This is a genomic window from Pseudomonas ceruminis, from assembly GCF_021602025.1.
Lineage (GTDB): Bacteria > Pseudomonadota > Gammaproteobacteria > Pseudomonadales > Pseudomonadaceae > Aquipseudomonas > Aquipseudomonas ceruminis.
In genome coordinates, this window is record NZ_BQHW01000009.1 from 94,243 (window position 1) to 120,638 (window position 26,396).

The 26,396-nt window shown below is 63.7% G+C and carries 22 protein-coding genes; 11 read left to right on the forward strand and 11 right to left on the reverse strand.

Annotation, left to right across the window (positions count from 1 at the left end; translation table 11 throughout):
- Positions 1-33 precede the first annotated feature (33 nt).
- Complete coding sequence (locus tag L6D80_RS13075; protein WP_176514557.1) at positions 34-1,896, forward strand: alkaline phosphatase D family protein; 1,863 nt, start codon at positions 34-36, stop codon at positions 1,894-1,896.
- 99 nt (positions 1,897-1,995) lie between these two features.
- Here L6D80_RS13075 and rssC read toward each other — a convergent pair whose 3' ends face one another.
- Complete coding sequence (gene rssC, locus L6D80_RS13080) at positions 1,996-2,478, reverse strand: anti-sigma factor antagonist RssC (protein WP_012313588.1); 483 nt, start codon at positions 2,476-2,478, stop codon at positions 1,996-1,998.
- Positions 2,475-3,659, reverse strand: coding sequence for a two-component system response regulator RssB (gene rssB, locus L6D80_RS13085; protein ID WP_054903115.1), 1,185 nt, complete (start codon positions 3,657-3,659; stop codon positions 2,475-2,477). The genes rssC and rssB overlap by 4 nt, the downstream gene beginning before the upstream one ends.
- Positions 3,660-3,929: 270 nt before the next feature.
- Between rssB and L6D80_RS13090 the strand changes: the two genes are divergently transcribed.
- Positions 3,930-4,229 carry a PilZ domain-containing protein gene (locus tag L6D80_RS13090; RefSeq protein WP_054903076.1) on the forward strand — a complete coding sequence of 100 codons (300 nt, stop codon included), beginning with the start codon at positions 3,930-3,932 and terminating at the stop codon, positions 4,227-4,229.
- Between the two features lie 51 nt (positions 4,230-4,280).
- On the opposite strand, the gene L6D80_RS13095 is transcribed toward L6D80_RS13090, so the two are convergent.
- Positions 4,281-4,988 (reverse strand): MlaA family lipoprotein, encoded by a 708-nt coding sequence (locus L6D80_RS13095; RefSeq protein ID WP_176514559.1) that lies wholly within the window; start codon positions 4,986-4,988, stop codon positions 4,281-4,283.
- 191 nt (positions 4,989-5,179) lie between these two features.
- On the opposite strand from L6D80_RS13095, the gene L6D80_RS13100 reads away from it, so the two are divergent.
- Both L6D80_RS13100 and L6D80_RS13105 read left to right on the forward strand, forming a co-directional pair.
- Entirely contained in the window at positions 5,180-5,743 is a 564-nt protein-coding gene (locus L6D80_RS13100) for an HAD superfamily inactivated hydrolase PcrP (RefSeq protein ID WP_176514561.1), read from the forward strand.
- A 123-nt stretch (positions 5,744-5,866) separates the two neighbouring features.
- Positions 5,867-6,130 carry a DUF4404 family protein gene (locus L6D80_RS13105; RefSeq protein WP_003248815.1) on the forward strand — a complete coding sequence of 88 codons (264 nt, stop codon included), beginning with the start codon at positions 5,867-5,869 and terminating at the stop codon, positions 6,128-6,130.
- A gap of 58 nt (positions 6,131-6,188) precedes the next feature.
- Here L6D80_RS13105 and queF read toward each other — a convergent pair whose 3' ends face one another.
- Together queF and L6D80_RS13115 are read right to left on the reverse strand one after the other, a co-directional pair.
- Positions 6,189-7,019: an NADPH-dependent 7-cyano-7-deazaguanine reductase QueF gene (gene queF / locus L6D80_RS13110; RefSeq protein WP_054903079.1), complete on the reverse strand. Its 831-nt coding sequence runs from the start codon at positions 7,017-7,019 to the stop codon at positions 6,189-6,191.
- A gap of 68 nt (positions 7,020-7,087) precedes the next feature.
- The gene (locus L6D80_RS13115; protein ID WP_176514563.1) at positions 7,088-7,591 is read right to left on the reverse strand and encodes a cupredoxin domain-containing protein; all 504 of its coding nucleotides are present in this window, start codon (positions 7,589-7,591) and stop codon (positions 7,088-7,090) included.
- Between the two features lie 195 nt (positions 7,592-7,786).
- Here L6D80_RS13115 and cinR point away from each other — a divergent pair, with 195 nt between their 5' ends.
- Both cinR and L6D80_RS13125 read left to right on the forward strand, forming a co-directional pair.
- Entirely contained in the window at positions 7,787-8,467 is a 681-nt protein-coding gene (cinR, locus tag L6D80_RS13120; RefSeq protein WP_054903081.1) for a two-component system response regulator CinR, read from the forward strand.
- On the forward strand, positions 8,467-9,804 hold the full coding sequence (locus L6D80_RS13125) for a heavy metal sensor histidine kinase (protein ID WP_176514565.1): 1,338 nt from the start codon (positions 8,467-8,469) through the stop codon (positions 9,802-9,804). The genes cinR and L6D80_RS13125 overlap by 1 nt, the downstream gene beginning before the upstream one ends.
- Before the next feature lie 64 nt (positions 9,805-9,868).
- On the opposite strand, the gene L6D80_RS13130 is transcribed toward L6D80_RS13125, so the two are convergent.
- The 3 genes from L6D80_RS13130 to L6D80_RS13140 are packed head-to-tail and all read right to left on the reverse strand — an operon-like array spanning position 9,869 to position 13,108.
- Positions 9,869-11,110 carry a lipoprotein-releasing ABC transporter permease subunit gene (locus L6D80_RS13130; protein ID WP_054903082.1) on the reverse strand — a complete coding sequence of 414 codons (1,242 nt, stop codon included), beginning with the start codon at positions 11,108-11,110 and terminating at the stop codon, positions 9,869-9,871.
- A gap of 56 nt (positions 11,111-11,166) precedes the next feature.
- Entirely contained in the window at positions 11,167-11,850 is a 684-nt protein-coding gene (gene lolD, locus L6D80_RS13135) for a lipoprotein-releasing ABC transporter ATP-binding protein LolD (RefSeq protein ID WP_176506135.1), read from the reverse strand.
- Positions 11,851-11,857: 7 nt separating this feature from the next.
- Positions 11,858-13,108, reverse strand: a complete 1,251-nt coding sequence (locus L6D80_RS13140) for a lipoprotein-releasing ABC transporter permease subunit (RefSeq protein WP_054903083.1) — start codon at positions 13,106-13,108, stop codon at positions 11,858-11,860.
- Between the two features lie 93 nt (positions 13,109-13,201).
- Between L6D80_RS13140 and L6D80_RS13145 the strand changes: the two genes are divergently transcribed.
- Positions 13,202-13,786: a PilZ domain-containing protein gene (locus tag L6D80_RS13145; protein WP_176514567.1), complete on the forward strand. Its 585-nt coding sequence runs from the start codon at positions 13,202-13,204 to the stop codon at positions 13,784-13,786.
- Between the two features lie 31 nt (positions 13,787-13,817).
- Complete coding sequence (locus tag L6D80_RS13150) at positions 13,818-14,534, forward strand: glycerophosphodiester phosphodiesterase (RefSeq protein WP_054903085.1); 717 nt, start codon at positions 13,818-13,820, stop codon at positions 14,532-14,534.
- A gap of 48 nt (positions 14,535-14,582) precedes the next feature.
- Here L6D80_RS13150 and sthA read toward each other — a convergent pair whose 3' ends face one another.
- From sthA to L6D80_RS13165, 3 genes are all read right to left on the reverse strand, one after another.
- Positions 14,583-15,977: a Si-specific NAD(P)(+) transhydrogenase gene (gene sthA / locus L6D80_RS13155; protein ID WP_054903086.1), complete on the reverse strand. Its 1,395-nt coding sequence runs from the start codon at positions 15,975-15,977 to the stop codon at positions 14,583-14,585.
- A gap of 204 nt (positions 15,978-16,181) precedes the next feature.
- Positions 16,182-17,180 (reverse strand): FAD:protein FMN transferase, encoded by a 999-nt coding sequence (locus L6D80_RS13160; RefSeq protein ID WP_054903117.1) that lies wholly within the window; start codon positions 17,178-17,180, stop codon positions 16,182-16,184.
- 140 nt (positions 17,181-17,320) lie between these two features.
- Complete coding sequence (locus tag L6D80_RS13165) at positions 17,321-18,784, reverse strand: glyceraldehyde-3-phosphate dehydrogenase (RefSeq protein WP_054903087.1); 1,464 nt, start codon at positions 18,782-18,784, stop codon at positions 17,321-17,323.
- Positions 18,785-18,952: 168 nt separating this feature from the next.
- Here L6D80_RS13165 and mfd point away from each other — a divergent pair, with 168 nt between their 5' ends.
- Genes mfd through L6D80_RS13180 form a run of 3 tightly spaced genes read left to right on the forward strand, consistent with a single transcriptional unit; the run spans position 18,953 to position 26,339 of the window.
- The gene (gene mfd, locus L6D80_RS13170) at positions 18,953-22,402 is read left to right on the forward strand and encodes a transcription-repair coupling factor (protein ID WP_054903088.1); all 3,450 of its coding nucleotides are present in this window, start codon (positions 18,953-18,955) and stop codon (positions 22,400-22,402) included.
- Between the two features lie 9 nt (positions 22,403-22,411).
- Positions 22,412-22,984 carry a CsiV family protein gene (locus L6D80_RS13175; RefSeq protein WP_176514568.1) on the forward strand — a complete coding sequence of 191 codons (573 nt, stop codon included), beginning with the start codon at positions 22,412-22,414 and terminating at the stop codon, positions 22,982-22,984.
- Position 22,985: 1 nt separating this feature from the next.
- On the forward strand, positions 22,986-26,339 hold the full coding sequence (locus tag L6D80_RS13180; RefSeq protein WP_176514570.1) for a DEAD/DEAH box helicase: 3,354 nt from the start codon (positions 22,986-22,988) through the stop codon (positions 26,337-26,339).
- Positions 26,340-26,396 lie beyond the last annotated feature (57 nt).

Below are 26,396 nucleotides of genomic sequence, written 5' to 3' on the forward strand. Positions count from 1 at the left end.
TAAAAATCGGCCCGCCCGCTACCAGAGCTGTTGATGACCTCCTCCACTGCATTGCCCCTCGTCCTCGCCGGCCCGGTACTGCGCCGCCTGGAGCCTCAGCGCCTGGCCATCTGGCTGGTTGGCAGCCAACCCTTGCAGCCAGCGCTCGTCATCGATGGCACGGCCACGGTGGAGTGCCAGGTCGTGCCGATCGGTCGGCACGCTTACATTCACTTGCTGGACGTTCACTTCGCTCAGCCCCTGCCCAGTAACGTCGAGCTCGACTACGACCTGCTCATCGACGATCTGGGCATCGCCGAGTGGGCACCGCACCTGCTCTACCCTGGCCGCCAGCGCCCAAGCCTGGTGCTGCGTGACCGCCTGGACCATTTACTGCACGGCTCCTGCCGCAAGCCTCACCACCCTGCAGCCGACGGCCTGCTGTGCGCCGACCGGCTGCTGCAGGCGTGCCCGCAACCGCAAGAGCGCCCGGCTGTGCTGCTGATGACCGGCGACCAGGTCTACGCCGATGACGTCGCCGGCCCCATGTTGCGGGCCATTCATTCGCTGATCGAGTGCCTTGGCCTGTTCGACGAACCGCTGGAAGGCGCCGTGGTTAGCGACAGCCAGGCGCTGTACCGCCACCCGGCCTGCTATTACCGCCGCGCCGACCTGCTGCCCGCCCAGGCGCACAACGAAACCCTGCGCGCACGCTTCTTCGGTGGCAAGCGCAAGCCGATCTTCTCCTCCAGCAACGCCGACAACCACCTGGTGACCTTCGCCGAGGTCATGGCCATGTACCTGCTGGTGTGGTCACCAGGGCCCTGGCAATGGGTCGAACTGGACATGCCCGCAGGGCTGGCCGAGCAGCACCAGCAGCGCTACCGCAGCGAGCTGCCGTTGATCGAGGCATTCGCCGCCAACCTGGGCCAGGTGGCGCGGGTGATGGCTCACCTGCCCTGCTTGATGATCTTTGACGATCACGACATCACTGATGACTGGAATCTCTCGGCGCAGTGGGAACACACCGCCTATGGGCACCCCTTCTCGCGGCGCATCATCGGCAACGCCCTGCTGGGTTACCTGCTGTGCCAAGGTTGGGGCAATGACCCGGATGCGTGTGCCGCGATGATAGCGCCCTGCCAGGCCCTTGCCCGGCCGCAGCTGGACGGCCAGCGCCAGGATGAACTGATCGGTGAATTGCTGCGCTTCCAGGGGTGGCAGTTCAGCCTGCCCAGCAACCCGCCGCTGCTGGTGCTGGACACCCGCACACGCCGGTGGCGTAGCGAAAGCAACCTGGCCAAGCCGTCCGGCCTGCTGGATTGGGAGGCGCTCTGCGAACTGCAGCACGCCTTGCTGGACCACCCTTCGGCAGTCATCGTGTCGCCGGCACCGATCTTCGGGGTCAAGCTGATCGAAACGATACAGAAGGTGTTCAGCGGCCTAGGCTACCCGCTGTTGGTGGACGCCGAAAACTGGATGGCGCACCGCGGCGCGGCACAGGTGATCCTCAACATTTTCCGCCATTCGCGCACGCCAGGGCACTATGTGATCCTGTCCGGTGATGTGCACTATTCGTTCGTCTACGAGGTGCTGATCCGCCACCGCCAGCGCAGCCCGCACCTGTGGCAGGTCACCAGCAGCGGGATCAAGAACGAATTCCCCCGGCGCCTGCTGGATGTGCTCGATCGGCTCAACCGCTGGCTCTATTCACCGCGCTCGCCGCTCAACTGGTTTACCCGGCGGCGGGAAATGCAGGTGGTACCGCGCTCGCCCAGCCATAGCAAGGCCGGGGAACGGTTGTGGAATGGCGCGGGGTTGGGGCAGGTATTGTTCGATGAACAGGGGCGGCCTGCGCAGGTGTTTCAGCTCAATGCCCAGGGGGGCGAGGCGACAGCGTTTACGCGGCGGGAGTGAACAAGGGGCGAGGCGCTGGGGTGGTTTTGCCGGCCTCTTCGCGGGTCAAGCCCGCTCCCACAATGGCATCCTCAGCAAGAGCCTGATTAAACCCAGGAGTCAGGAGCGCTCTAGCGCATTCACCAAATCATGGAAGGCTTCACGGTTGGAGTCGTTCAACCCCATGAGAATCTTGTGCGCCTCCAGCACCTTGGAGCGTACCACGTCTTCGTTCTGATCCTGGGAAGGCAGATCAGTCAGGCACTCCGGGCACGGCACCGGGCGGTCGACGATATTGAACACCTGGTCGAACCCCATGGACTGCAGCAAGCGCGAAATGTCCGGGTTGGTGGTAACCACCGTCGGTAGCAGCCCCACCTTTTGCCGCGACAGGATCGACAGCTTGGCCAGCAGGCCCAGGGTGGTGCTGTCGATGCTCTCGGTTTCGGTCAGGTCGATGACGATGGCCGAGAAATTCAGCGCAGTGAAGATTTTCTCGATCGTGGCATCCAGCGCTGAACACAGGGTCAGGCGCACTTCACCGACGAATTTCAGGACGAAGGTACCGCTCTGCTCGGCGAACTGGATTCTACCGGTACTCATTGAAGGTTCCTGCTCAACACCAATAGGGCGATATCATCCGGCATCTCCCCAAGCGTAGCCAATCCGAATCGTTGTCGCAGCCCATCCAGGCTGCCACCCGCTGCCTTGACGATGTCCGGCAAGGCGGCTTCTTTATCTTTGAGCGTGTCCCCTGGCAAAAGGTCCAAAATGCCATCGGACATCAGGCTCAGGCTGAATTGCGGCGGCAGTTCCATCACCAGGTCCTGGTAGGTCGCCTCATCAAACAGCCCCACCGGCAAGCCACGGCCTTCCAGGTAGCGGGCCTGCCCGGGGGTATACAGCACCGGCAGCGGCAGGTGGCCGCCCACGGCGTAGGTCAGCAGGCCGGTGTCTTCATCGATCACCCCGCCCACCATGGTCACATGCTTGCCCAGCTTGCAGTTGATCAGGCCACGGTTGATGTGGCTGAGCACCTGCGAAGGCTTGAATTCACGCATTTTGCTACCGCGCTTGAATTCGAACAACAGCCGGGTAGTCATGAACTTCAACAATACGGTGACGAAGGCCGACGACGCACCGTGCCCGGAAACATCGGCCAGGTAGAAGGCGATGCGCCGCTCATCCACGCGGAAGTAGTCGGCGAAGTCGCCAGACAGGTACAGCGACGGGATGATCTGGTGTTCGAAGGCAAACTCGCCAGCAACCCAGGGGCTTTCCGGCAACATGTTCATCTGCACCTGGCGACCGGCGGTCTGGTCTTCCTGCAGCAAGTGCAGGCTGGCCTCCAGTTCGCGGTTGGCTGCTTCGAGCTTGTCGCGGTAACGCTGGTTTTCCAGCACCAGGCGAGAACGGTCCAACGCCCGGCGCACCGAATGTTCAAGTACGGCTAGGTCTTCCAGCGGTTTGATCAGGTAGTCGGCAGCACCCAGGCGCAAAGCCTCGACCGCATCGCTCATCACGCCGGCACCCGACACCACGATCACCGGCAACTGCGGCGCGCGCTCGCTGATCTGGCGGATCAGTTCGAGGCCGCCCATCTGCGGCATGCGCAGATCGCAGATCACGAGGTCGGGCTGGTGTTCTTCAAAGACCTGGAGCCCCTGCTGGCCATTACCGGCCTGGAGGACGCTGAAGCCACTGTCTTCCAGATAGGCGGCGAGGCTCGCACGGACCACGTCGTCATCATCGATGATCAGCAGCGTTGCACTGATTTTCTGCATGTGGGCGAACGGCGCCGATTTGGGTTGGTGCAGGGGCGTCTGCAAGGCTGACATCCGGCTGCTGGAATACTCTATGGTAACGCTCTACTTGAGTTGTAGGCCAAGAAGACGGCCCAGGCAACCGGCAGAGATACCTTGTAAGGCGCAGACGGTACTCCCATCCGCCAGGGGTTTCAAGCATACGTGGGTCGAGTTGGCCGCACTTTACAGGGCAAATCACCGGGAGTTATAAGAAAGCGCCCCAGCGCAGCCCAAAGGGAAGGACGCAGCATGCCCCAAACGCCCTGCAGCCACAGCGAGAAACGCGATTTCATCCGCATGCGCATCGACACCCAGGTCAGCCTGTTGCAGGCTGGGCAGGTGTTCGCTGCCGTGTGCCTGGACCTGTCCAGTGGCGGCATGCAGGTGCAGGCTGGGCAGCACGTCCAGGTCGGGGAGCATCTTGAGGTACGTATCGATTCGGACCACCCCGCACTCGAAGGGCTGCATGCCAGTACCGAAGTGGTGTGGATCGCCGACCAGCCCGGCGGACAGCAGAAGCTCGGCCTGCGCGTGCTGGCCATGCATTGAACTGTTACGAAAAAGGCGACCCGAGGGTCGCCTTTCTCCTGCTCGCATGGCTTAGAAGTCGTCTTCCACTTCGCCGTCCTTGACCTTGAACTCGCGGTTCTGCAGGTAGGCGTTGCGGATGAAGATGTACTTGTCACCCTGAATCAGCTTTTCTGCCGACAGCAGGCTGGCGCGAGTATCGATCACGTCCAGGGCAAAGATCGAGTTACGCGTGGGCACGTGATCGATGTAGCGGTAGGGTTCGGTGTAGGTGTCCGGGTACTTGGCCAGGCCGTCACGCACGGTGCTTGGGCCAAGCAGCGGAATGACCACGTAGGGGCCGCTGGGCACGCCCCAACGGCCGAGGGTCTGGCCGAAGTCCTCGTCGTTGCGCTGCAGGCCCATCTTGGTACCGACATCGAAGAAGCCGCCAAGCCCGAAGGTGGTATTGACGATCAACCGTGCGGTATCCACACCCGCGGCACGCGGCTTGAGCTGCAGCAAGTCGTTGGCCAGGTTGGACACATCCCCCAGGTTGCGGAAGATGTTGTGAATGCCATCCTCGAGGAACTGTGGGGTAACTGCCTGGTAGCCCTTGGCCAATGGCTTGAGGGCATAAGTGTCGAGGGTATCGTTGAAACGGAAGATCGGCCGGTTGACCGCCTCCCAGGGATCCTCCTCGGTGGCCGCCTGGGTGGCTGCCACGGGGGCCAGCAGCAAGCTGGCACAGACACAGGCCTGGGTGACTCGCTCGATCACACCGGCACCGATCCTACGCATAGATGTCTCTCCATCGAATTTCTCGGCCGCAAGCGCAGTAGGTCGCGCTGCTGGTAAGGCGGCAGTATAGTGGCTCGCGGGCTGATAAACAGTTTTACACATTCTTGCTGAATATTTTGTGAACAACTGTTGCTCGTCACAGCACCGTAACAATCGCCGAATAGCCTGCGGAGTATTTCAGGGAAGTTGCCATGCACGATGCGCCCGCCTTCACCGCTGTGCTGTTCGGCCTGCGTGGCTGCCTGGTCCAAGCCGCCAGCGGCAGCCCGTTGCCCGCACCTGGCGCCCTCGACACCCTGGCCGGCCTGCGACGCCAGCAAGTGCCCTGCATCTGGCTGGACGACCTGAGCGGCGTACAGGGTAAACGCCTGGCCAGCGTACTGCCCGACTGGCTGCCAGGGCATGCGGTCAATGGCGTGCAGTGGCCGGCGCCAAATGCCTGCTGGCAAGCCCTGATGGCCCTCGACAGCCAACGCCTGGAAGGTTGCGTGCTGGTCAGTGGCGAGCCGCGCCTGCTGCAGTCGGGCCTCAATGCTGGCCTGTGGACCGTTGGCCTGGCCGCCTGCAGCCCTTCCTGCGACCTGGGCTCCCAGCAATGGCATGCGATGAGTCAGCAGCAACAGGAACTTGCCCGCGGTAAGGCCACCCTCGAACTGTTCCGCCTGGGGGTGCATTCAGTGATCGACCACCTCGAAGCGCTCGACACCTGCCTGCTGGACATCGCCCAGCGGCGGCGCAAGGGTGAAAAACCCTGACACAGCAGCCTTGATGCGGATCATGCAAAGCGTCGGCGAGTGGATTACCCTAGGAAGCAGGCGCGAACCTTTGCCGCTTCGCTGAGGTCCATGCCTTGCCAAGCCATTGATGGAGAACAACCAATGCCTGCCCGCGAACTGCAAGAGCGTTTGAATAGCCTGCGCGAGCAACTGGATCGAAACGTGCCGCTTTCGGAAGAGGAACTGGCCGCGCTGCATGAGGAGGCCAGACAGATCGAGGCGCAACTGAAGCTTGAGGAAGCCACGCCAGACAACAACCTGGTGGATGGTGTGAACCTGGCCATCGAACGCTTCGAGGCCGATCACCCGGACCTCACCGCCACATTGCGCAGCATCGCCAACTCGCTGCACAGCATGGGAATCTGAACGAGCAAGGGCGCTGTGGGAGCGGGTAAAACCGCCCCACAGGCGCCTGTAGCCTGCTTTACTGACGGACCAGGCGCAGGTTCTCAGCGCTGATCGCACCGGTGCTGCGGTACGGGTTGATATCCAGCCCCCCGCGGCGCACATAACGGGCATACACCGTCAAATACTCCGGCTGCAGCAGGTTCTTCAGGTCCAGGTAGATGCGCTCCACGCACTGCTCGTGGAAGTCGGCATGCTGACGGAAGCTGATCAGGTAGGTCAGCAGGCTGGCATGATCCAGCGCCCTGCCCTTGTACGCGACCACCACACTCCCCCAGTCCGGCTGGCCGGTAACCGGGCAGTTGGATTTGAGCAGGTGGCTGTGGAGGGTTTCTTCCACCACGCGCTCGGGGTTGCAGCGCAGCAATTCTGGCTGGGGCTGTTCGTAATTGCTGATGGCAACATCCAGCGCATCGATGCACAGCCCCGGCAGCGCCACCACGCCCTGAGCCTCGACCTCTGCCAGGGTGCGCACCTGCACCTTCACAGGCTTGCCAGCAGCGGCCGACAGGTCCTTTTCCAGGCACGCCTGCAGCTCGCCAAGCGTGGCGAACACCGTCTGGTTCAGAGAGTTGAGGTAGAGCTTGAACGACTTGGACTCGATGATGTTCGGCGAGTCGGCAGGGATGGCGAACTCACCGATGGCCACCACTGGCTTGCCCGACGGCAACAACCACGAGAGCTCGAAGCAGTTCCAGTAGTCCACGCCCTGCCACGGCAGGGTCTGGGCCGTCACGCCCAGCTCGGCCCACTTGGCCGTGCGCGGGATCGGAAACAACAGCGAAGGCGTGTACGTGGCAATGTATTCGCTGGACTTGCCCAGCGGAGAGTGTTCGGCGGCGGGATGCATGAAAACTGACCTGAAGGTTCGGGAATGCCCTTAGTCTACCGGTTTTGCACCCCACCTTGGAGCGCAAGTCACTCGATGGTCAACGCCCCGACCATACCGGCCTGGTAATGCCCAGGCACGTTGCAGGCGAATTCGATGGGTGCCGATTTACGGAAGGTCCAGGTCAACTCGGCGCGCTGGCCTGGCTGCACCAGCACCGTATTGCCGCCGTCATGCCCGTGGACACCGTGGTCCATCTGGCCATGCTCCATGCCCTCGTGGTTCATGCCTGCGGTGAACAGCTTGCCTTGCATGGCAAGCATTTCCTTCTGGTGCTCGGCATGCATGGCCTTGTCACCCAGGTTGAACTCATGGGGCAGCTGCCCTTCGTTGATCAGGACGAAGCGCACCGTCTCACCGGCCTTGACCTGCAGGTCCTTGGGCTCGAAAGCGATGTCCTTGAGCACCACTTCGACGGTGCGGGTGGCCTTGGCCGCCGGGGCCGGCTCACCGAAGGCGAAGCTTTTGCCGCTATCGGCGAGGCTGGGCAGGCTTACCACGGCAAGGGCAGCGGCGATGAACAGATGTTTCATGAAGGCTCCAAAAACGTACTGCGGGATAACGCCACTTTAAAAAGCACTGACTGGCAGGTACCTGACGGCAAGATTACAACTTCGTCAGCTAGGGCGGCGCCCGGGATAGTCACGTATCATTTCAACCTACCGCCGCCGCTGTGATACCGACGCTCCCACAGGGGCCGCGCACCCTCCCGATAAAGTGAATACCGCATGAAACTGCTGATCGTCGAAGACCAGGCCCGCACCGGCCAATACCTTAGCCAGGGGTTGAGCGAAGCAGGATTTGCCACCGAACTGGCGGCCGATGGCGAAACCGGCCAATACCTGGCCCTGACCGGCGATCACGACCTGCTGATCCTCGATGTCATGCTGCCAGGTCGCGACGGCTGGCAGATCCTCCAGGCGGTGCGCCAGGCCGGCATGGATACCCCCGTGCTGTTCCTCACGGCCCGTGACGCAGTCGAGGACCGTGTGCATGGCCTGGAGCTGGGCGCCGACGATTACCTGGTCAAACCCTTTGCCTTCTCCGAATTGCTCGCCCGGGTCCGCAGCCTGCTGCGCCGAGGCGCCAGCACCAGCCAGGACACCACCTTGGCGCTGGCCGACCTGCGCCTGGACCTGATGCGCCGCCGCGCCGAGCGTGGCGGCCAGCGCATCGACCTGACTGCCAAGGAATTCGCCCTGCTGGAGTTGTTGCTGCGGCGCCAGGGCGAGGTGCTACCCAAGTCGCTGATCGCCTCGCAGGTGTGGGACATGAATTTCGACAGCGATACCAACGTGATCGAAGTCGCCATCCGCCGCCTGCGCCTGAAGATCGACGACCCTCACCCCAACAAGCTGATCCACACCGTGCGGGGCATGGGCTATGTGCTCGAGGAGCGCCACGACTGATGCGCAGGCTCTCCCTCAGCGGCCGCCTGGCCCTGCTGTTCGCGGCCTGTACCGCCGCCGTTTCGCTGGGTGCCGGGCTATTGTTCAACCACGCCAGCGAGCAACACTTCATCGAGCTGGACCAACAACTGCTCGAGTCGCGCCTGTCGTTGCTGCGCACCCAGCTGTCAGGCCTTGAACACCACGCGGACCTTGAGGCACGGCTGCCCGCATTGCACACCGAGCTCAGCCATCAGGCCGACCTGGCCCTGCGCATCACTGGCAGTGACGGCAACCTTTGGTACGCCAGCCGTGATGCATTGCCCGAGGCACCCGCCGCCCTGGGCTTGGCCACGGTGCATGGCAACGGCATCGACTACCGCAGCCTCGCCGTGCAACTGAACAGTGAGGCCCGCCTGACCCTGTACCTGGACATCACCCACCACCAGCACTTCCTGCAAGGCATGCAGCGTCTGATCTGGCTGACGGTCGGCCTGTCGGCGCTGGCCACCGCGCTACTCGGCGCCTGGGCCGCGCGCCGCGGGCTGCGCCCTTTGCGGCAGATGGGCCAGGTGGCTGCCAGTGTTTCAGCGCGCTCGCTGACCACGCGCCTGCCAGAGGCGCAAATGCCCGAGGAACTGGCGCAGCTGGCCGGCACCGTCAATGCCATGCTGCAGCGCCTGGACGATGCGTTCCAGCGCCTGTCGGCCTTTTCCGCCGATATCGCCCACGAACTGCGCACGCCTCTGTCTAACCTACTGACCCATACCCAGGTCACCCTCACCCGCCCACGCAGCCTCGAGGAGTACCGCGAGGCGCTGCATGGCAACCTGGAAGAGCTGCAGTGGATGGCACAGATGATCAACGACATGCTGTTCCTGGCCAAGGCCGACCACGGGCTGCTGGTGCCAGGCCAGGTGACGCTGGCGCTGCATGAAGAGGTGGATGCGTTGCTGGAGTATTACGCGCCACTGGCCGAGGACAGCGCAGTGCAGATGCTGCGCGAGGGTGAGGCAACGCTGCAGGGCGACCGGCATATGCTGCGCCGGGCGCTGTCCAACCTGCTCGACAATGCCCTGCGCTTTACCCCGGCAGGCGGGGAGATACGCGTAACGCTGGAACCAGCGGTTCGGATTTGCGTGGCCAATACCGGCACGGCGATCGCGCCGGCGGCACTGCCCCGGCTGTTCGACCGGTTCTATCGCGTGGACCCGGCGCGGCGAGAAGGCAGCAGTGAACATGCGGGGCTGGGTTTGGCGATCACCCGGTCAATCATCCAGGCCCATGGCGGGCGCATTCGGGCGCAGTGCGAGGGTGGCTGGACGCGGTTTGTGATCGAGTTCAGCGAGAATCGTTAGGCCGCCAGGGCTGCTACGCAGCCCCTTTCGCCGGCGTGCCGGCGATGGCGCCCTCAGCAATCACTCAGACCGCAAGCCCAATCGCCGGCTGCACCTGGGAAGCCCGGTACGCCGGGTAGATGGTCGCCAGGAAGCTCATCACCAACCCGGCCGCGCAGATGATCACCACATCGCCCCATTGCAGCTCGGACGGCAGGCTGCTGATGAAGTACACATCCGAGGTGAAGATGTGCTGCCCGCTCACCCGTTCCAGCCAACCGACGATCTGGCTGACGTTGAACGCAGCTATCACCCCAAGCACGCCACCGATCAAGGTCCCGACGATGCCGATCAGGCTGCCCTGGACCATGAAAGTGCCCATGATCTGTGCTGGCGTGGCACCCAAGGTACGCAGAATGGCGATATCCGGCCCCTTGTCGTTCACCACCATCACCAGGGTGGCGATGATGTTGAAAGCCGCCACGGCGATGATCATCAGCAGCAGCAGGCCGATCATGGTCTTTTCCATCTTCATGGCACTGAACAGGCTGCCCTGGGTATGCGACCAGTCATCGGCGCGGTAGGCATCACCCAGACCGGCAGCGATGGCCTTGGACACCTGCGGCGCGGCATACAGGTCATGCAGCTTCAACCGCACCCCCTGCACCTGGCCTGGCGCCCAGCGTTGCATCTCGCCGGCGTCGGCCACGTGCATGTAGGCCTGCGACCCATCCAGCTCGGCGCCCACCTTGAAGATGCCGACCACCGTCAGGCGCTGCATGCGCGGGGTGATCCCGCCTGGCTCCTTGCTGATTTCCGGCACGATCAAGGTCAGCTTGTCGCCGGTATTGAGGCGGAAGCGGCGTGCGGTCAACTCGCCGATGACCACGCCGTACTCACCCGGTTGCAGGTCCTGCAGACGCCCCTGCACGATGTGCTGGCCGACGATCGAGACCTTGCCCTCCTCGGCAGGGTCGATACCGCTCACCTGGATCGGCTGCATCGCGCCCTTGTAAGAGAGCATGCCTTCCATCTCGGTGATCGGCGCCGCCGCCATCACCGCCGGGTTCTGCAGCGCAGCATCAGCCGCCTGGTGCCAGTCGTCCAGGGGTTGCACGCCCAGAATGCTGGCATGCGGCACCAGGCCAAGGATGCGCGAGCTCATTTCGCGCTGGAAGCCATTCATCACCGAAAGCACCACAATCATCGCCAGCACGCCCAGGGACAGGCCGATCATCGAGGTCATCGAGATGAACGAGATGAAATGGTTGCGGCGCTTGGCACGGGTGTAGCGCGCACCGATGAACAAGGGCAAGGGTCTGAACATGTAAAACACCCAATGAAAGAGTTGCGGGGCAGCTCGGGCCACCCCGTGCAAGCGGCTCAGATCGCCACCAGGTGACCGTCGTCGAGTTTCAGTACCCGGTCCATCTGGCGCGCCAGGTTGAGGTCGTGGGTCACCACCAGGAACGCAGTACGCGAAGCGCTGGACAGCTCCTGCATCAGTTCCTGGATGCCCTGGGCGGTGTGGTGGTCGAGGTTGCCGGTAGGTTCGTCGAGCATCACCAGGCCCGGACGGTTGACCAGAGCACGGGCGATGGCCACGCGCTGGCGCTCGCCCCCGGACAGCTCAGCCGGCTTGTGGTGCAGGCGGTGGCCCAGGCCAACGCGCTTGAGCAGTGCTTCGGCACGTTCACGGGCCTCGGGGATTGCGGTGCGGCCGATCAACAGCGGCATGCACACGTTCTCCATGGCGGTGAACTCCGGCAGCAGGTGGTGGAACTGATAGACGAAGCCCAGCTCACGGTTGCGCAACAGGCCGCGGGCGCGCTCGCCCAGCGCCGACAATTCTTCGCCGGCCAGCCACACGCTGCCCTGGGTTGGCCGGTCGAGGCCGCCCAGCAGGTTGAGCAAGGTACTCTTGCCCGAGCCCGAACTGCCGACAATGGCCACCCGCTCACCGGCGTGCAGCTCGAGGTTGAGCCCGGACAGCACCTGCACCGACTCCGGGCCCTCGTCGTAGGACTTGCCCAGGTTGCGGCAACTCAGAACGGCTTTATCACTCATGCGCGACTCACTCATAACGTAGCGCCTCTGCAGGCTGGGTGCGGGCAGCACGCCAGGCCGGGTACAGGGTGGCGAAGAAACTCAGGACCAGCGCCGCACCGCAGACCATGTACACGTCCTGGGCCTGGATCTGCGACGGCAGGTAATCGATGAAATACACGTCGGCGTTGAGGAACTTGTGCCCGATCAGCTTCTCGATGCCGGCGATCACCGCACTGACATTGAGCGCGGCAACGATCCCGACGCCAGCGCCGATCAAGGTACCGATGACCCCGATGACCGTGCCCTGGACCATGAAGATGGCCATGATCTGCCCGGGCGTGGCGCCCAGGGTGCGCAGGATGGCGATGTCCCCGCGCTTGTCGTTGACCACCATCACCAGGGTGGAAATGATGTTGAACGCCGCCACCGCGACAATCAGCAGCAGCAGCAGGCCGATCATGGCCTTCTCCATGCGGATCGCCTGGTACAGGTTGCCGTGGGTGCGGGTCCAGTCGCGACTGTAGTACTCCTGCTCGCCCAACTGCTGGGCGATGTTCCAGGCCACCCGTGGCGCCTGGAACAGGTCGTCGAACTTCAGGCGCAGGCCTTGTACCTGGTCGGGCTTCCAGCGGTGCAGGCGGGACAGGTCGGTGATGTTGGTAAGGCCCAGGTAACCGTCGATCTCGCCGGCGCCGACGTGGAAGGTGCCGACCACGGTGAAGCGCTTCATGCGCGGGAACATCCCGGCCGGGGTCACGCTGACCTCCGGGGCGACGAACGTCAGCTTGTCACCGACAGCCACACCCAGTTTGGCGGCGGCCTTGTCGCCGATCATGATGCCCCACTCGCCCGGCGCCAACTGGTCGAGCCGGCCTTGCTGGATGAAGTTGTCGATGATCGACACGTCATGCTCGCGCGCCGGGTCGATGCCGTTGAGCAGCACCTTCTGCACCTTGCCGTCGTGGGTCAGCAGGCCCTGCATCTGGGTGTAGGGCGCAACCGCCAGCACCTGCGGATTCTGCTTTACTTGTTGGGCAAGGGCAGGCCAGTCGTTGATCGGCTGGCCGCTCTCCAGCGTGGCATGCGGGATCATGCCCAGCACGCGGGTACGCATCTCGTGGTCGAAACCGTTCATTACCGAGAGCACCACGATCATGACCACCACGCCCAGGGCGAGGCCGATCATCGAGGTCAGGGAAATGAACGAGACGAAGTGATTACGGCGCTTGGCACGGGTGTAACGCGTACCGATGAATGCGAAAAGAGGTCTGAACATGTCGGGGCTTGTTCGGATGAAAGGGAACGTCCTTGTGGCGAGGCGCCTGTGGCGGCTTTACACTCGGACCACCGCCGCTACCATGGGTTCGCCATGACGACATTAGACGAAGAAGATCGCCGCGAATACTACCGCATCGAAGATCGGATCGCACTGGAAATCAGCCCTTTGAGCGCGGCCGAAGCCCTTGAGCCAGAACTGTTGCAGGATGATTCACCGCTGTTCAACCTGCTCAGCGAGCTGCACCTGTCGGACTTCGAGTCACAGCACCTGCTGCGCCAGCTCAGCGACAAGGACCGTACCCTGGCCGCTTTCCTGCGGGCGCAGAACAAACGCCTGGACCTGCTCAGCGCCGTGGTCGCGCAGACACTGATCGGCGAGATCGGCCAACCACAGCGGGTGATCATTTCCGAAGGGGGCATCGAGTTCGCGCAACAGCAGCAGATAACCTCTGGCACGCGGGTGAAGGTGAAGATGGTACTGATGCCCCGCGCCCACGGCCTGCTGCTGCGGGGCAAAGTCACCCACTGCGACCCGCGCGCGGAAGGCGGCTTCGAGGTCGGCACCGAATTCACCGACATGACCGACGCCCAGCGCCAACTGCTGGCCCGCTACATCCTGCAGCGCCAACAGCAGCAACGGCGCCAGCAGCTGGAACAGAACGACCCCGCCTCCTGAGCCTTTTCATATTTGACCTGAAGGAACGAACGTGACCCTCATCTACGGCCATCGCGGCGCCAAGGGCGAAGCGCCCGAGAACACCCTGCACAGCTTCCGTCAGTGCCTGTCCCACGGCGTCAACCGCTGTGAACTGGACCTGCACCTGTCGGCCGACAACGAGCTGATGGTGATCCACGACCCCACCCTCAAGCGCACCACCGGCCGCCGCGGCAAGGTGGTCGAGCACCCGGCGGCCGACCTGGTCACCATCGACGCCCGCAAGGGCGGCCCAGGCCATGTGCAGCCCTGCCCTATCCCACGGTTGGAAGAGTTGTTCGAAAAATGCCCCTTCGAGCATTGGCAGCTGGAGGTCAAGAGCGCCTCGCGCACCCGCGCCGCCACCACCGTGCTGGCCATCCGCGAGCTGGCCCAGCAGTACGGCCTGCTGGACAAGGTGACCATCACCTCCAGCTCACGAGAGGTACTGGGTGCCGCGCAGGAACTGGTGCCGGATGTGAAGCGCGGGTTGGTCGCCGAATATGCCTGGCTCGACCCGCTGAAGGTCGCGCAGAACTACGGCTGCGAGCTGCTGGCGTTGAACTGGACGCTGTGCACCCCGGAGCGCCTGCTCAAAGCGCAGGGCCAGGGCTTGCACGTCTCGGTGTGGACAGTCAACGAACCGGCACTGATGCGCCGGCTCGCTGACTTTGGCGTGGACAGCCTGATTACAGACTTTCCCGGTTTGGCCAAGACCACCCTCGGGTAGGGCTGAAATCGGTCTCCCCGACCGGCTCAGGCCACCGGCCGGAGCCGGTCAAAAAAGCCGGTTCAGGCCGTCGTAGGCAGCTACCCGATAGGCTTCGGCCATGGTCGGGTAGTTGAACGTGGTGTTGACGAAGTACTTCAGGTTATTCAACTCGCCCGGCTGGTTCATGATCGCCTGGCCGATGTGGACGATTTCCGAAGCCTGGTAGCCGAAGCAATGCACGCCGAGGATTTCCAGGGTCTCGCGGTGGAACAGAATCTTCAGCATGCCCTGCGGCTCACCGGCGATCTGCGCACGCGCCATGCTCTTGAAGAAGGCCTTGCCCACTTCGTAAGGCACCTTGGCCTGGGTCAGCTCTTGCTCGTTCTTACCGATCGAGCTGATCTCCGGGATGGTGTAGATGCCGGTCGGCACGTCGTTGACGAAGCGCCAGCTGCCGTTGTCGACGATGCTGCCCGCCGCCGAACGGCCCTGGTCGTGGGCGGCACTGGCCAGGCTCGGCCAGCCGATCACGTCACCGGCACCGTAGATGTTCGGCACGCTGGTACGGTAGGCCTCATCGACCTCGATCTGGCCTCGGCTGTTGACCTTGATGCCGATGTTTTCCAGGCCCAGCTTGTCGGTGTTGCCGGTACGGCCGTTGCACCACAGCAAGGCGTCGGCCTTGATCTTCTTGCCCGACTTCAGGTGCAGGATCACACCATTGTCCAGGCCCTCGACCCGCTCGTACTCCTCGTTGTGGCGCACGGTGATGTTGTTGTTGCTGAAGTGATAGCTCAGCGCCTGGGAGATTTCCGAATCCAGGAAGCTCAGCAACTGGCCGCGGTTGTCGACCAGTTCGACCAGCACACCCAGCCCGCTGAAGATCGAGGCGTATTCGCAACCGATAACGCCGGCACCGTACACGATCAGCTTGCGCGGGGTGTGGCTGAGGCTGAGGATGGTGTCGCTGTCGTAGACACGCGGGTGGTGGAAGTCGATGTCGGCCGGGCGGTAGGGGCGCGAGCCGGTGGCGATGATGATGTGCTTGGCGTTGAGCTTTTCCACCACACCGTTGGGGCAAACCACCTCGACGGTTTGCTCGTCGGCGAAGCTGCCGGTGCCGACGAACACATCGACACGGTTACGGGCGTAGTAGCCGGTGCGCGAGGCGACCTGCTTGGCGATCACCTTCTCGGCGCTCTTGAGCACGTCAGGGAAAGAGAACCAGCGCGGCTCACCGATGGCACGGAACATCGGGTTGGTGTTGAACTGCATGATCTGCCGCACCGAGTGACGCAGTGCCTTGGACGGGATGGTGCCCAGGTGGGTGCAGTTGCCACCGACCTGGCGACGGCTGTCGACCATCGCCACCTTGCGCCCTGCTTTGGCGGCGTTCATTGCCGCACCTTCTCCGGCCGGGCCGGAACCCAACACCACTACGTCGTAGTTGTAGACAGCCATGCGTACTCCTTCAGAACTGGCCCGCTGGCCACGGTCGCCGCGGGACTCGATCATGCCGCCAGCGGCGCCATGAGAAAATTCGGGTGCAGTCTAATCAAGCGTGAACGCCGCGCACATTAACCCTTGGTCGCGTCGTAGGCCAATTTTGCCTGCACTACATGTCATTCACCGGCTCCCTGGCGGCAATCATCCCTGCTTGCGCTTTCACTCGCCTTTCACCGCCCGTTCGAATGCGGGCGTAGGTCGGGAGACGAAACCACCCTCTGCCCGAGTCACCAGTACGGCGGCCAGATCATGGGCCACGGCAAAGTCCCAGCCACGTTCTGGCCCAAGGATCAGCAGCAGTGTCGAATAGCCGTCGGCCAGCAGCGCCGAGGCATCGAGCACGGTCACCGCAGCCAGGTCATGCGCGACCGGGCGCCCGAGACGGGCATCGAAGGTATGCGAATAGCGCCGGCCATTCTCCTCGAAATAGTGGCGATAGTCACCCGAGGTCGACACCCCCAGGCCATTGACCGGGAAGATTTGGCGAGCGATCTGGCGGTCTTCGCGGGGTAATTCGAGGGCGATACGCCAGGGGCTACCATCGGGCTTGCGGCCAATGGCCTTGAGCTCCCCGGTAACTTCGGCGACGAAACTGACCACGCCCATGGCGCGCAGGCGCTCGGCAATCAGGTCGACGGCGTGGCCGGCAGCAATGCTGTTGAAGTCCAGTTGCACCGGGGCGTCCTTGCACAAGGCCTGGCCTTCGATGCGCAGATGCTGATAACCCACCCGCTGGTGGGCCTGGGCCAGCTCTTGCGGGTCGGGAACCTGCTCGTGGCGGGCCTGGGGGCCGAAACCCCACAGGTCCAGCAGCGGTTCGACGGTAAGGTCGAAGGCACCATTGCTCTGCTCGGCCAAGTGCTGGCCTAGAGTGACCAATGCGAGCATGTCGGCCGGCAGGGTCAGGCACCGGTTGGCGGGCAACTGGTTGAACTGGCTGACAGTGGAGTCACCGCGGTAGGTGGAGTAGTGCCGGTCGACCTCGTGCAGGATGGTTTCGACTGCGGCTTGCACCTGGGCAGGTGCGGGGCCACCCGGTTCGCGGACGTACTGGATGCTGTAGCTGCTGCCCATGGTCGGGCCACCGAAGCGCTCCAGGGTCGGGCCCTGGTGGCAGGCGGTCAGGAGCATCAGAATGAACAGGAGGGCTGTGCGCAAAGGTGGGTTCTCGGTTGTCTGGACAGGCCCCATCGCCGGCGATGGCCGCCGTACAGACACAGTAGATGCCAGATCGGTTCATCAGGCCAAAAAAAACGGGAACCCGAAGGTTCCCGTTTTTTCATTGCCTTACAAGCGGATCAGCGCGGAAACGCAGGCGGGTTCACACCGGCCATCTCTTCCATCACACGAACCACCTGGCAGCTGTAACCGAACTCGTTGTCGTACCAGACGTACAGAACAACGCGGTTGTCGTTGCAGATGGTGGCTTCGGCATCGACCACACCGGCGTGGCGCGAGCCAACGAAGTCGGTGGACACCACTTCCTGGGAGCTGACGTAGTCGATCTGCTTGTGCAGTTCCGAGTGCATGGCGATCTGGCGCAGGTACTCGTTCAGCTCTTCGCGGTTGGTAGCCTTCTCAAGGTTCAGGTTGAGGATGGCCATCGACACGTTAGGCGTCGGAACGCGAATGGCGTTGCCGGTCAGCTTGCCCTTGAGCACTGGCAGCGCCTTGGCGGCGGCAGTGGCAGCACCGGTTTCGGTGATGACCATGTTCAGCGGCGCGGCGCGACCACGGCGGCTGCCCTTGTGGAAGTTGTCGATCAGGTTCTGGTCGTTGGTGAACGAGTGAACGGTTTCGACGTGGCCGTTGACGATGCCGTACTGGTCGTTGATGGCCTTGAGCACCGGCACAATGGCGTTGGTGGTGCAGGAAGCCGCCGAGATGATCTTGTCATCGGCAGCGATGTCGCCGTGGTTGATGCCGTGCACGATGTTCTTCAGCGCGCCCTTGCCAGGTGCGGTGAGGATCACGCGAGCAGCGCCTGGGCAGGCCAGGTGCTGGCCCAGACCGTCAGCGTCACGCCATACGCCGGTGTTGTCGACGATCAGCGCGTTGTCGATGCCGTACTGGGTGTAGTCGACTTCGCTCGGGCTCTTGGCGTAGATGACCTGGATCAGGTTGCCGTTGGCGGTGATGGTGTTGTTGGCTTCATCGATGGTGATGGTGCCATCGAACGGGCCGTGCACCGAGTCACGGCGCAGCAGGCTGGCGCGCTTGACCAGGTCGTTCTCGGCGCCCTTGCGCACGACGATGGCACGCAGGCGCAGGCCGTCGCCACCACCGGTCTTCTCGATCAGGATGCGCGCCAGCAGGCGGCCGATACGACCGAAGCCGTACAGGACAACGTCGGTGCCCTTGCGCGCCGAGGCGTTCTGCTGACCAACCACGTCGGCCAGCTCTTCACGCACGAACTGCTCGGCGCTGCGGCCGTTGCCTTCCTGCTTGAACTTGTTGGCCAGCTTGCCCAGGTCGACCGAAGCGGCGCCCAGTTTCAGCTCGCTCATGGCCTTGAGCAGGGGGAATGTCTCGTGGACGGACAGTTCGGTTTCGTCGGCTTGACGGTGACGCGCAAAGCGGTGGGCCTTGAGGATCGAGATAACCGAACGGTTGATCAGGCTGCGGCCATAGATCGAGCTCACCACGTTGTTGTTGCGGTAGAGCTGACCGATAAGCGGGATCATCGCTTCAGCCAGAGCTTCACGATCGATCCACTCACCAAGACACTGGTCGGGCTTCTGAGTCACGGGAACCTTCCACATGTAGGGGGAGAAAAAAGGGGCTACATTATGACGCCCTAACGCGTAACCGGCAATGAGCGCCTGTCGCAGCAGCCAAAGCCCGTGCTCATGCCCTTTCCGAGCCTGACAGCACGCACCGGCGCCGGTACAATCGGTGTCTTTGCCGCAACGCTTGGAGTGCAATCTCCCGTGTCAGTTCTGCGCCTACCGCAACTGTCGGCCACGGCCGGCAAACAAACCTGGGGCAACCTGCCAGGTGCCGCCCTCAGCCTTGCCATCGCCGAAGCGGCCAGCAGCGCGGGCCGCTTTACCCTGCTGCTGACGGCCGACAGCCAGGCTGCCGACCGTCTGGAGCAGGAGCTGCGCTTCTTCGCCCCAGACCTGCCGGTGCTGCCGTTCCCGGATTGGGAGACGCTGCCCTACGACCTGTTCTCGCCACACCAGGACATCATCTCCCAGCGCATTGCCAGCCTCTACCGGCTGCCGGAGCTGAGCCATGGCATCCTCGTGGTGCCGATCACCACCGCCCTGCACCGCCTGGCGCCAACGCGCTTTCTGCTCGGCAGCAGCCTGGTACTGGATGTAGGCCAGACCATCGATGTGGAGCAGATGCGCTCGCGCCTGGAGGCCAGCGGTTACCGCTGCGTCGACACGGTCTACGAGCATGGCGAGTTTGCCGTGCGCGGCGCGCTGATCGACCTGTTCCCGATGGGCAGCAAGCTGCCTTACCGTATCGACCTGTTCGACGACGAGATCGAGACCCTGCGCACCTTCGACCCGGAGACACAGCGCTCGATCGACAAGGTCGATTCGATCCGCCTGCTGCCGGCGCGCGAGTTCCCCATGCAGAAGGAAGAGGTGACGCGCTTCAAGGCCCGCTTCCGCGAACGTTTCGACGTCGACTTCCGCCGCAGCGCCATCTTCCAGGACCTGGCGAGCGGTATCATCCCCGCCGGTATCGAGTATTACCTGCCGTTGTTCTTCGAAGAAACCTCGACCCTGTTCGACTACCTGCCAAGCGATACCCAGGTGTTCTCGCTGCCGGGCGTCGAGCAGGCCGCCGAGCACTTCTGGAACGACGTGCGCGGGCGCTATGAAGACCGCCGCGGCGACCTCACCCGCCCACTGCTGCCGCCGGCCGAACTGTTCCTGCCTGTGGAAGACTGCTTTGCCCAGCTCAAACAGTGGCCACGGGTCGTGGTCAGCGCTGAGGCCCTGGACGCTGGGGCAGGCCGCGAACGCTTCCCCGCCCGCGCCCTGCCCAACCTGGCTATCGAAGCCAAGGCCAACCAGCCGCTGGCGGCGTTGTCCGAGTTCCTCGACCAGTTCAGCGGCCGCGTGCTGTTCACCGCCGAATCGGCGGGCCGTCGCGAGGTCCTGCTGGAGCTGCTTGAACGCCTCAAGCTGAGGCCCCAGACCGTTGACGGCTGGACTGACTTCGTCACCGGCAAGGAGCGCCTGGCAATCACCATCGCCCCGCTCGACGAAGGCCTGCTGCTGGACGACCCGGCCATTGCCCTGGTCGCCGAAAGCCCGCTGTTCGGCCAACGTGTGATGCAACGCCGACGCCGCGACAAGCGCGGCGAAGCAGCCAATGACGCGGTCATCAAGAACCTCACCGAGTTGCGCGAGGGTGCGCCCGTGGTGCACATCGACCACGGGGTGGGCCGCTACCTGGGCCTGGCCACTCTGGAAATCGACGGCCAGGCCGCCGAGTTCCTGACGTTGGAATACGCCGAGGGTGCCAAGCTCTACGTACCCGTAGCCAACCTGCACCTGATCGCCCGCTATACCGGCAGCGACGACGCCTTGGCACCGCTGCACCGGCTGGGTTCCGAAGCCTGGCAGAAGGCCAAGCGCAAGGCCGCCGAACAGGTCCGCGACGTGGCGGCCGAACTGCTGGACATCTACGCCCGTCGCGCCGCCCGCAAAGGCTACGCCTTCGCCGACCCAGCTGCCGATTACGCCACCTTCAGTGCTGGCTTCCCGTTCGAAGAAACACCCGACCAGCAGAACGCCATCGAAGCGGTGCGTGCCGACATGCTCGCCGCCAAGCCGATGGACCGCCTGGTGTGCGGCGACGTCGGCTTTGGCAAGACCGAGGTGGCCATGCGCGCCGCCTTCATTGCCGTGCACAGCGGCCGCCAGGTGGCAGTGCTGGTGCCCACCACCCTGCTCGCCCAACAGCATTACAACAGCTTCCGCGACCGCTTCGCCGACTGGCCGGTGACCGTGGAGGTGATGAGCCGCTTCAAGTCCGCCAAAGAAGTGGCCGCCGCTGCCGCTGACCTGGCCGAAGGCAAGATCGACATCCTCATCGGCACCCACAAGCTGCTGCAGGACGATGTGCGCTTCAAAGACCTGGGCCTGGTGGTCATCGACGAAGAACACCGTTTTGGCGTGCGCCAGAAGGAGCAGCTCAAGGCGCTGCGCAGCGAGGTGGACATCCTCACCCTGACCGCCACGCCGATCCCGCGCACCTTGAACATGGCCGTGGCCGGTATGCGCGACCTGTCGATCATTGCCACGCCGCCGGCGCGGCGCCTGTCGGTACGCACCTTCGTCATGGAACAGAACAACAGCACGGTGAAGGAAGCCCTGCTGCGTGAACTGCTGCGTGGCGGCCAGGTGTACTACTTGCACAACGACGTGAAAACCATCGAGAAGTGCGCCGCAGACCTCGCCGAGCTGGTTCCCGAGGCGCGTATCGGCATCGGCCACGGGCAGATGCGCGAGCGCGAGCTTGAGCAGGTGATGAGCGACTTCTATCACAAGCGCTTCAACGTGCTGATCGCCTCGACGATCATCGAGACCGGCATCGACGTGCCCAGCGCCAACACCATCGTCATCGAGCGCGCCGACAAGTTCGGCCTGGCCCAGTTGCACCAGCTGCGCGGCCGGGTCGGCCGCAGCCACCACCAGGCCTACGCCTACCTGCTGACCCCGGCGCGGCAAAAGGTCAGTGCCGATGCCGAGAAGCGCCTGGAAGCCATCGCCAACACCCAGGACCTTGGCGCCGGCTTCGTGCTGGCCACCAACGACCTGGAGATCCGCGGTGCCGGCGAACTGCTCGGCGAGGGCCAGAGCGGGCAGATCCAGGCAGTGGGCTTCACCCTCTACATGGAAATGCTCGAGCGCGCGGTCAAGGCCATCCGCAAGGGCACCCAGCCAAACCTGGAGCAACCGCTCGGCGGCGGCCCGGAGATCAACCTGCGCCTGCCGGCGTTGATCCCCGAGGATTACCTGCCCGACGTGCACGCGCGCCTGATCCTCTACAAGCGCATCGCCTCTGCGGCCGACGAAGAAGGCCTCAAGGACCTGCAGGTAGAAATGATCGACCGCTTCGGCCTGTTGCCCGAGCCGACCAAAAACCTGATGCGCCTGACCCAGCTCAAGCTGCAGGCGGAAAAGCTCGGCATCAAGAAAGTCGACGCTGGCCCCAACGGCGGCAAGCTCGAGTTCGAGGCCGAGACCCCGGTCGACCCGCTGACCCTGATCAAGCTGATTCAGGGCCAGCCCAAACGCTACAAGTTCGAAGGCGCAACCCAGTTCCGCTTCCTGGTGCCGATGGAGCGCCCCGACGAACGCTTCAACACCCTGGAGGCGCTGTTCGAGCGCCTGACCCCACAGACCGCCTAAGGAAGCCCCATGCGTGCCATTCGTTGCCTGACCTTGCTGCTTGCGCTGTTCGCGCCGGCTGCCTTCGCCGAAGGCTTGTATCAGGTGGAAATGCTCCTCGTACGGCAAAACACTGTGCCCGCCTTTACCAGCCCGTTTGCACCTGAGGACTGGAGCGCCGGCGCCCCGCGCCTGGACAAAGGCGCCGAGCGCCCACTGGCACTGGACGATGAAGCCACCCGCCTGCAGGCCACCGCCGACTACACCGTGCTGCTGCACAAAGCCTGGCAGCAACAGGTTGGCAGCCAGCCCAGCCGCATCGCCCTGGGCGCAGGCGAGGGGCAGTTCGGCCACTTCCCGATCGAGGGCAACCTCAGCATCACGGAGGGTCGCTTCATCGCCGTGGAAGCCAACTTCTGGGTCAACCAGCTCGACGGCAACGGCAGCGTGCTGCAAAGCGAGCAGTTCAAGCAGAGCAACAGCACCATGAAGGGCGGCCAACTCACCTTTCTCGACGGTGGGCACCTGGCAGTCCTGCTGAAGGTCACGCCTGCGGGCGCGCCGAAGATACCGGTGATGACCCCGGAAATGATGGAGCAGTGACGTGAGCGAAAGCGATGCGCAGTCCTTCGTCCGGGAACACGCCGGCTGGACCTATGCGTTCGACCGTAAAACCTTGCAACGCGGCCTGGACTACGCAGAGCAAGGCAAGAGTGAAATCGTATCGATCCGGGGCCTGACCATCCACGCCCAGTGCGCAGGCTCACAGGGCGGCGCCTACCACCAACGCATTTCCCTGGACATGACCGAAGAGGGCGTCGAATGCATCGGCACCTGTTCATGCCCGGTCGGGAACAACTGCAAGCATTGCGCGGCCGCGCTCTATGTCCTGGAACGCGGCCCGAACTGGGTCGAAGGCGCGCCTGCCAGCCCGCTTGCGAACGCGCAGACAACGGGGCAACCGGTGGACCTCCCCCCCGATCTCGCGCACTGGGTGCAGGCACTGGAAATATCAGCAACGCCTCCCGCCGAGCCGACCCGGCGCAAGGGGCCGTCGCTCTATTACGTGGTCAGCGTCGAGAGCGGGCAATGCATGCTCAGCGTGTTCAAGGGCACTCGACAAGCTGAAGAGGGACTGAAACTGACGCGGCCCAGCTCGATGCCCGAACTGATCTACTACACCCCGCGCTACGTGACCGACGAGGACCTGCGTGCTCTGCGCCTGATCGATGCCATCAGCAAGGATTACAGCCTGCCGATCGCACGACTGGAAGGCAAGAAAGGCGCTGAACTCTACGAGTACGCCCTGGCCACAGGGCGCCTGCTGTTCGGCACCCAGCGAACGCCACTGATTCACGGGCCAGACCTGCAAGCCGAGTTCCGCTGGATGAGGTTGGACAACGGCAGTTACCGTGGCGCCTGGCACCCCGCTGCTAATGACCACACACTGGCACTGCCGCTCGACCCCCTGTACTACGTGGACACCGAAACGGGGCAGACAGGCAAACTGCTGCATGACCTGGACCCGTTCATCGCCAGCCAGCTGGCGAGTGCGCCAACCGTGCCAGAACACCTGGTCATTCCCCTGAGCCACCGCCTGAATGCCCTGAACCGCCAGGTCCCGACGCCCACGACCGTGCAAGTCGAGCACCTCGAGCAGGTTCAGCCGCGCCCTCACCTGACCCTGGGCAGCCTGGAGTTCAGTGCCTACATGCCCAAGACCGGCCGCATGCAGCGCCAGATGCAACACCGCGCGGCCCTCGCGTTCGATTACGACGGCCTGCGCGCCAGCGGCAACGACGACAAGCCACTGACCCGCCTGGTAGAGGCCACCAGCCAACGCATCCGCCGCCAGCCCCAAGCCGAGCAGGTGCTGCGCAAGGCCTTGCATGACCTGGGTTTCAAGCCCGCCACCCGGCAGAGCAAGGCGCTGCCCGACAGCGCCGGCGAAATGCTCCAGCTGCCCGACGATGAGGCCTGGCTGCGTTTTGCCCGTGAAGGCCTGCCGCGCCTGCGCGCGGCGGGCTGGGAAATCGACATTCACCGGGACTTCGCGTTCAACCTGCAAGAGGTGGAGGACTGGTACGCCAGCATCGACGAAGCGCCAGGCCATGAATGGTTCGACCTGGAACTGGGCATCGTCGTTGATGGCCAGCGCCACAGCCTGTTGCCGATCGTCCTGCAACTGCTGCGCAGCAACCCTGAACTGCTGCGCCCCAGCGAACTGGCCCGGCGCAGTGATGATGAGCACCTGGTGATCGACCTCAACCGCGGCCGCCTGGATAGCCCGACACTGCGCGTCGCCCTGCCCTACGGGCGGATCAAGGCGGTCATGGGCACCCTCGGCGAGCTGTACCTGCACGAGGACACCACCGGCCCGTCATTGCGCATGGACCGCGCCGACGCGGCGCGCCTGAACGACATCGACCACCTGCCCCTGCACTGGGAAGGCGGCAGCCATGTGCGCGACCTTGGCCGGCGCCTGCGCGATGCCCGCGACTTGCAGGTCGAGCCACCCGCCGCACTCAATGCCACCTTACGCCCCTATCAGCAGCAAGGCCTGAACTGGTTGCAGGCACTGCGCGAAATGGGTACCGGCGGGATACTGGGCGACGACATGGGCCTGGGCAAAACCCTGCAGACCCTGGCCCACCTGCTGCTGGAAAAACAGAACGGCCACCTGGCTCACCCTGCCTTGGCGGTGATGCCGACCAGCCTGATCCCCAACTGGCTCGACGAGGCCCAGCGCTTCGCCCCTGGCCTACGCGTGCTGGCCCTGCAGGGCCCAGGCCGTAACAAGCATTTTGCCAAGCTGCACGAATACGACCTGGTGTTGACCACTTACGCCCTGGTGCCACGGGACATTGAACACTTGCGCGCGCAACCCTGGAGCGTGCTGGTACTGGACGAAGCCCAGAACATCAAAAGCAGTACCAGCAAGGCCACCCTCGCGGTCTGCGAGCTGCAGGCCAACCAGCGCCTGTGCCTCACAGGCACACCGATGGAAAATAACCTGGGCGAACTGTGGTCGATCTTCCACTTCCTGATGCCCGGCTGGCTGGGCGAGGTCAAGCGCTTCAACCAGGACTATCGGACGCCAATCGAACGCCATGGCGATGCCGAGCGCCTGACGCACCTGGTCAGCCGCATCCGCCCGTTCCTACTGCGCCGCACCAAAGAGCAAGTGGCCACCGAGCTGCCCGCGAAAACCGAAATGGTGCACTGGGTCGAACTCAGCGACGCCCAGCGCGACACCTACGAGGCCGTGCGGGTGGCCATGGACAGGAAGGTCCGCGACGAAATTACCCGCAATGGCGCGGCTCGCAGCCAGATCGTGATTCTCGACGCCCTGCTCAAGCTGCGTCAGGTGTGCTGCGACCTGCGCCTGGTCAAAGGGGTGGAAACCAAGGGCAACCAGGCCGACAAAGGCAAGCTTGGCGCACTGCTGGAAATGCTCGAAGAGCTGCTCAGTGAAGGGCGGCGGGTGCTGCTGTTTTCCCAGTTCACCTCGATGCTGGCACTGATCGAACAGGAACTGCAAAAGCGCAAGGTCCGTTACAGCCTGCTTACCGGCGACACCCGCGACCGGCGCACGCCGGTGCAGCAGTTCCAGCAGGGGGACAGCGAAGTGTTCCTGATCAGCCTCAAGGCCGGTGGCGTAGGGCTGAACCTCACTGCTGCCGACACGGTGATCCACTTTGACCCGTGGTGGAACCCGGCCAGCGAGAACCAGGCCACCGACCGCGCCTACCGCATCGGCCAGGACAAGCCGGTATTTGTATTCAAGTTGATTACCCGCGGCACAGTGGAAGAGAAAATCCAGCAGCTGCAGCAGGATAAAGCCGCGCTGGCGGCGAGCCTGCTCGATGGCGGGCAGGCGGGGCAATGGCGCTTGGGGGATGAGGAAATCGACGCGCTGTTTGCGCCCTTGCCTGGGAAGCGAGGCCGGCAAGGCTAGTCATCGACAGGCAATATCGGCCTCTTTGCGGGTAGCCCCACGAAGAGGCCGATACCA

Bases quoted from the DNA above. Each gene is read 5' to 3' on its own strand.
- L6D80_RS13075 (WP_176514557.1), top strand. From the start codon at position 34: ATGACCTCCTCCACTGCATTGCCCCTCGTCCTCGCCGGCCCGGTACTG.
- rssC (WP_012313588.1), bottom strand. From the start codon at position 2,478: ATGAGTACCGGTAGAATCCAGTTCGCCGAGCAGAGCGGTACCTTCGTC.
- rssB (WP_054903115.1), bottom strand. From the start codon at position 3,659: ATGCAGAAAATCAGTGCAACGCTGCTGATCATCGATGATGACGACGTG.
- L6D80_RS13090 (WP_054903076.1), top strand. From the start codon at position 3,930: ATGCCCCAAACGCCCTGCAGCCACAGCGAGAAACGCGATTTCATCCGC.
- L6D80_RS13095 (WP_176514559.1), bottom strand. From the start codon at position 4,988: ATGCGTAGGATCGGTGCCGGTGTGATCGAGCGAGTCACCCAGGCCTGT.
- L6D80_RS13100 (WP_176514561.1), top strand. From the start codon at position 5,180: ATGCACGATGCGCCCGCCTTCACCGCTGTGCTGTTCGGCCTGCGTGGC.
- L6D80_RS13105 (WP_003248815.1), top strand. From the start codon at position 5,867: ATGCCTGCCCGCGAACTGCAAGAGCGTTTGAATAGCCTGCGCGAGCAA.
- queF (WP_054903079.1), bottom strand. From the start codon at position 7,019: ATGCATCCCGCCGCCGAACACTCTCCGCTGGGCAAGTCCAGCGAATAC.
- L6D80_RS13115 (WP_176514563.1), bottom strand. From the start codon at position 7,591: ATGAAACATCTGTTCATCGCCGCTGCCCTTGCCGTGGTAAGCCTGCCC.
- cinR (WP_054903081.1), top strand. From the start codon at position 7,787: ATGAAACTGCTGATCGTCGAAGACCAGGCCCGCACCGGCCAATACCTT.
- L6D80_RS13125 (WP_176514565.1), top strand. From the start codon at position 8,467: ATGCGCAGGCTCTCCCTCAGCGGCCGCCTGGCCCTGCTGTTCGCGGCC.
- L6D80_RS13130 (WP_054903082.1), bottom strand. From the start codon at position 11,110: ATGTTCAGACCCTTGCCCTTGTTCATCGGTGCGCGCTACACCCGTGCC.
- lolD (WP_176506135.1), bottom strand. From the start codon at position 11,850: ATGAGTGATAAAGCCGTTCTGAGTTGCCGCAACCTGGGCAAGTCCTAC.
- L6D80_RS13140 (WP_054903083.1), bottom strand. From the start codon at position 13,108: ATGTTCAGACCTCTTTTCGCATTCATCGGTACGCGTTACACCCGTGCC.
- L6D80_RS13145 (WP_176514567.1), top strand. From the start codon at position 13,202: ATGACGACATTAGACGAAGAAGATCGCCGCGAATACTACCGCATCGAA.
- sthA (WP_054903086.1), bottom strand. From the start codon at position 15,977: ATGGCTGTCTACAACTACGACGTAGTGGTGTTGGGTTCCGGCCCGGCC.
- L6D80_RS13165 (WP_054903087.1), bottom strand. From the start codon at position 18,784: ATGTGGAAGGTTCCCGTGACTCAGAAGCCCGACCAGTGTCTTGGTGAG.
- L6D80_RS13175 (WP_176514568.1), top strand. From the start codon at position 22,412: ATGCGTGCCATTCGTTGCCTGACCTTGCTGCTTGCGCTGTTCGCGCCG.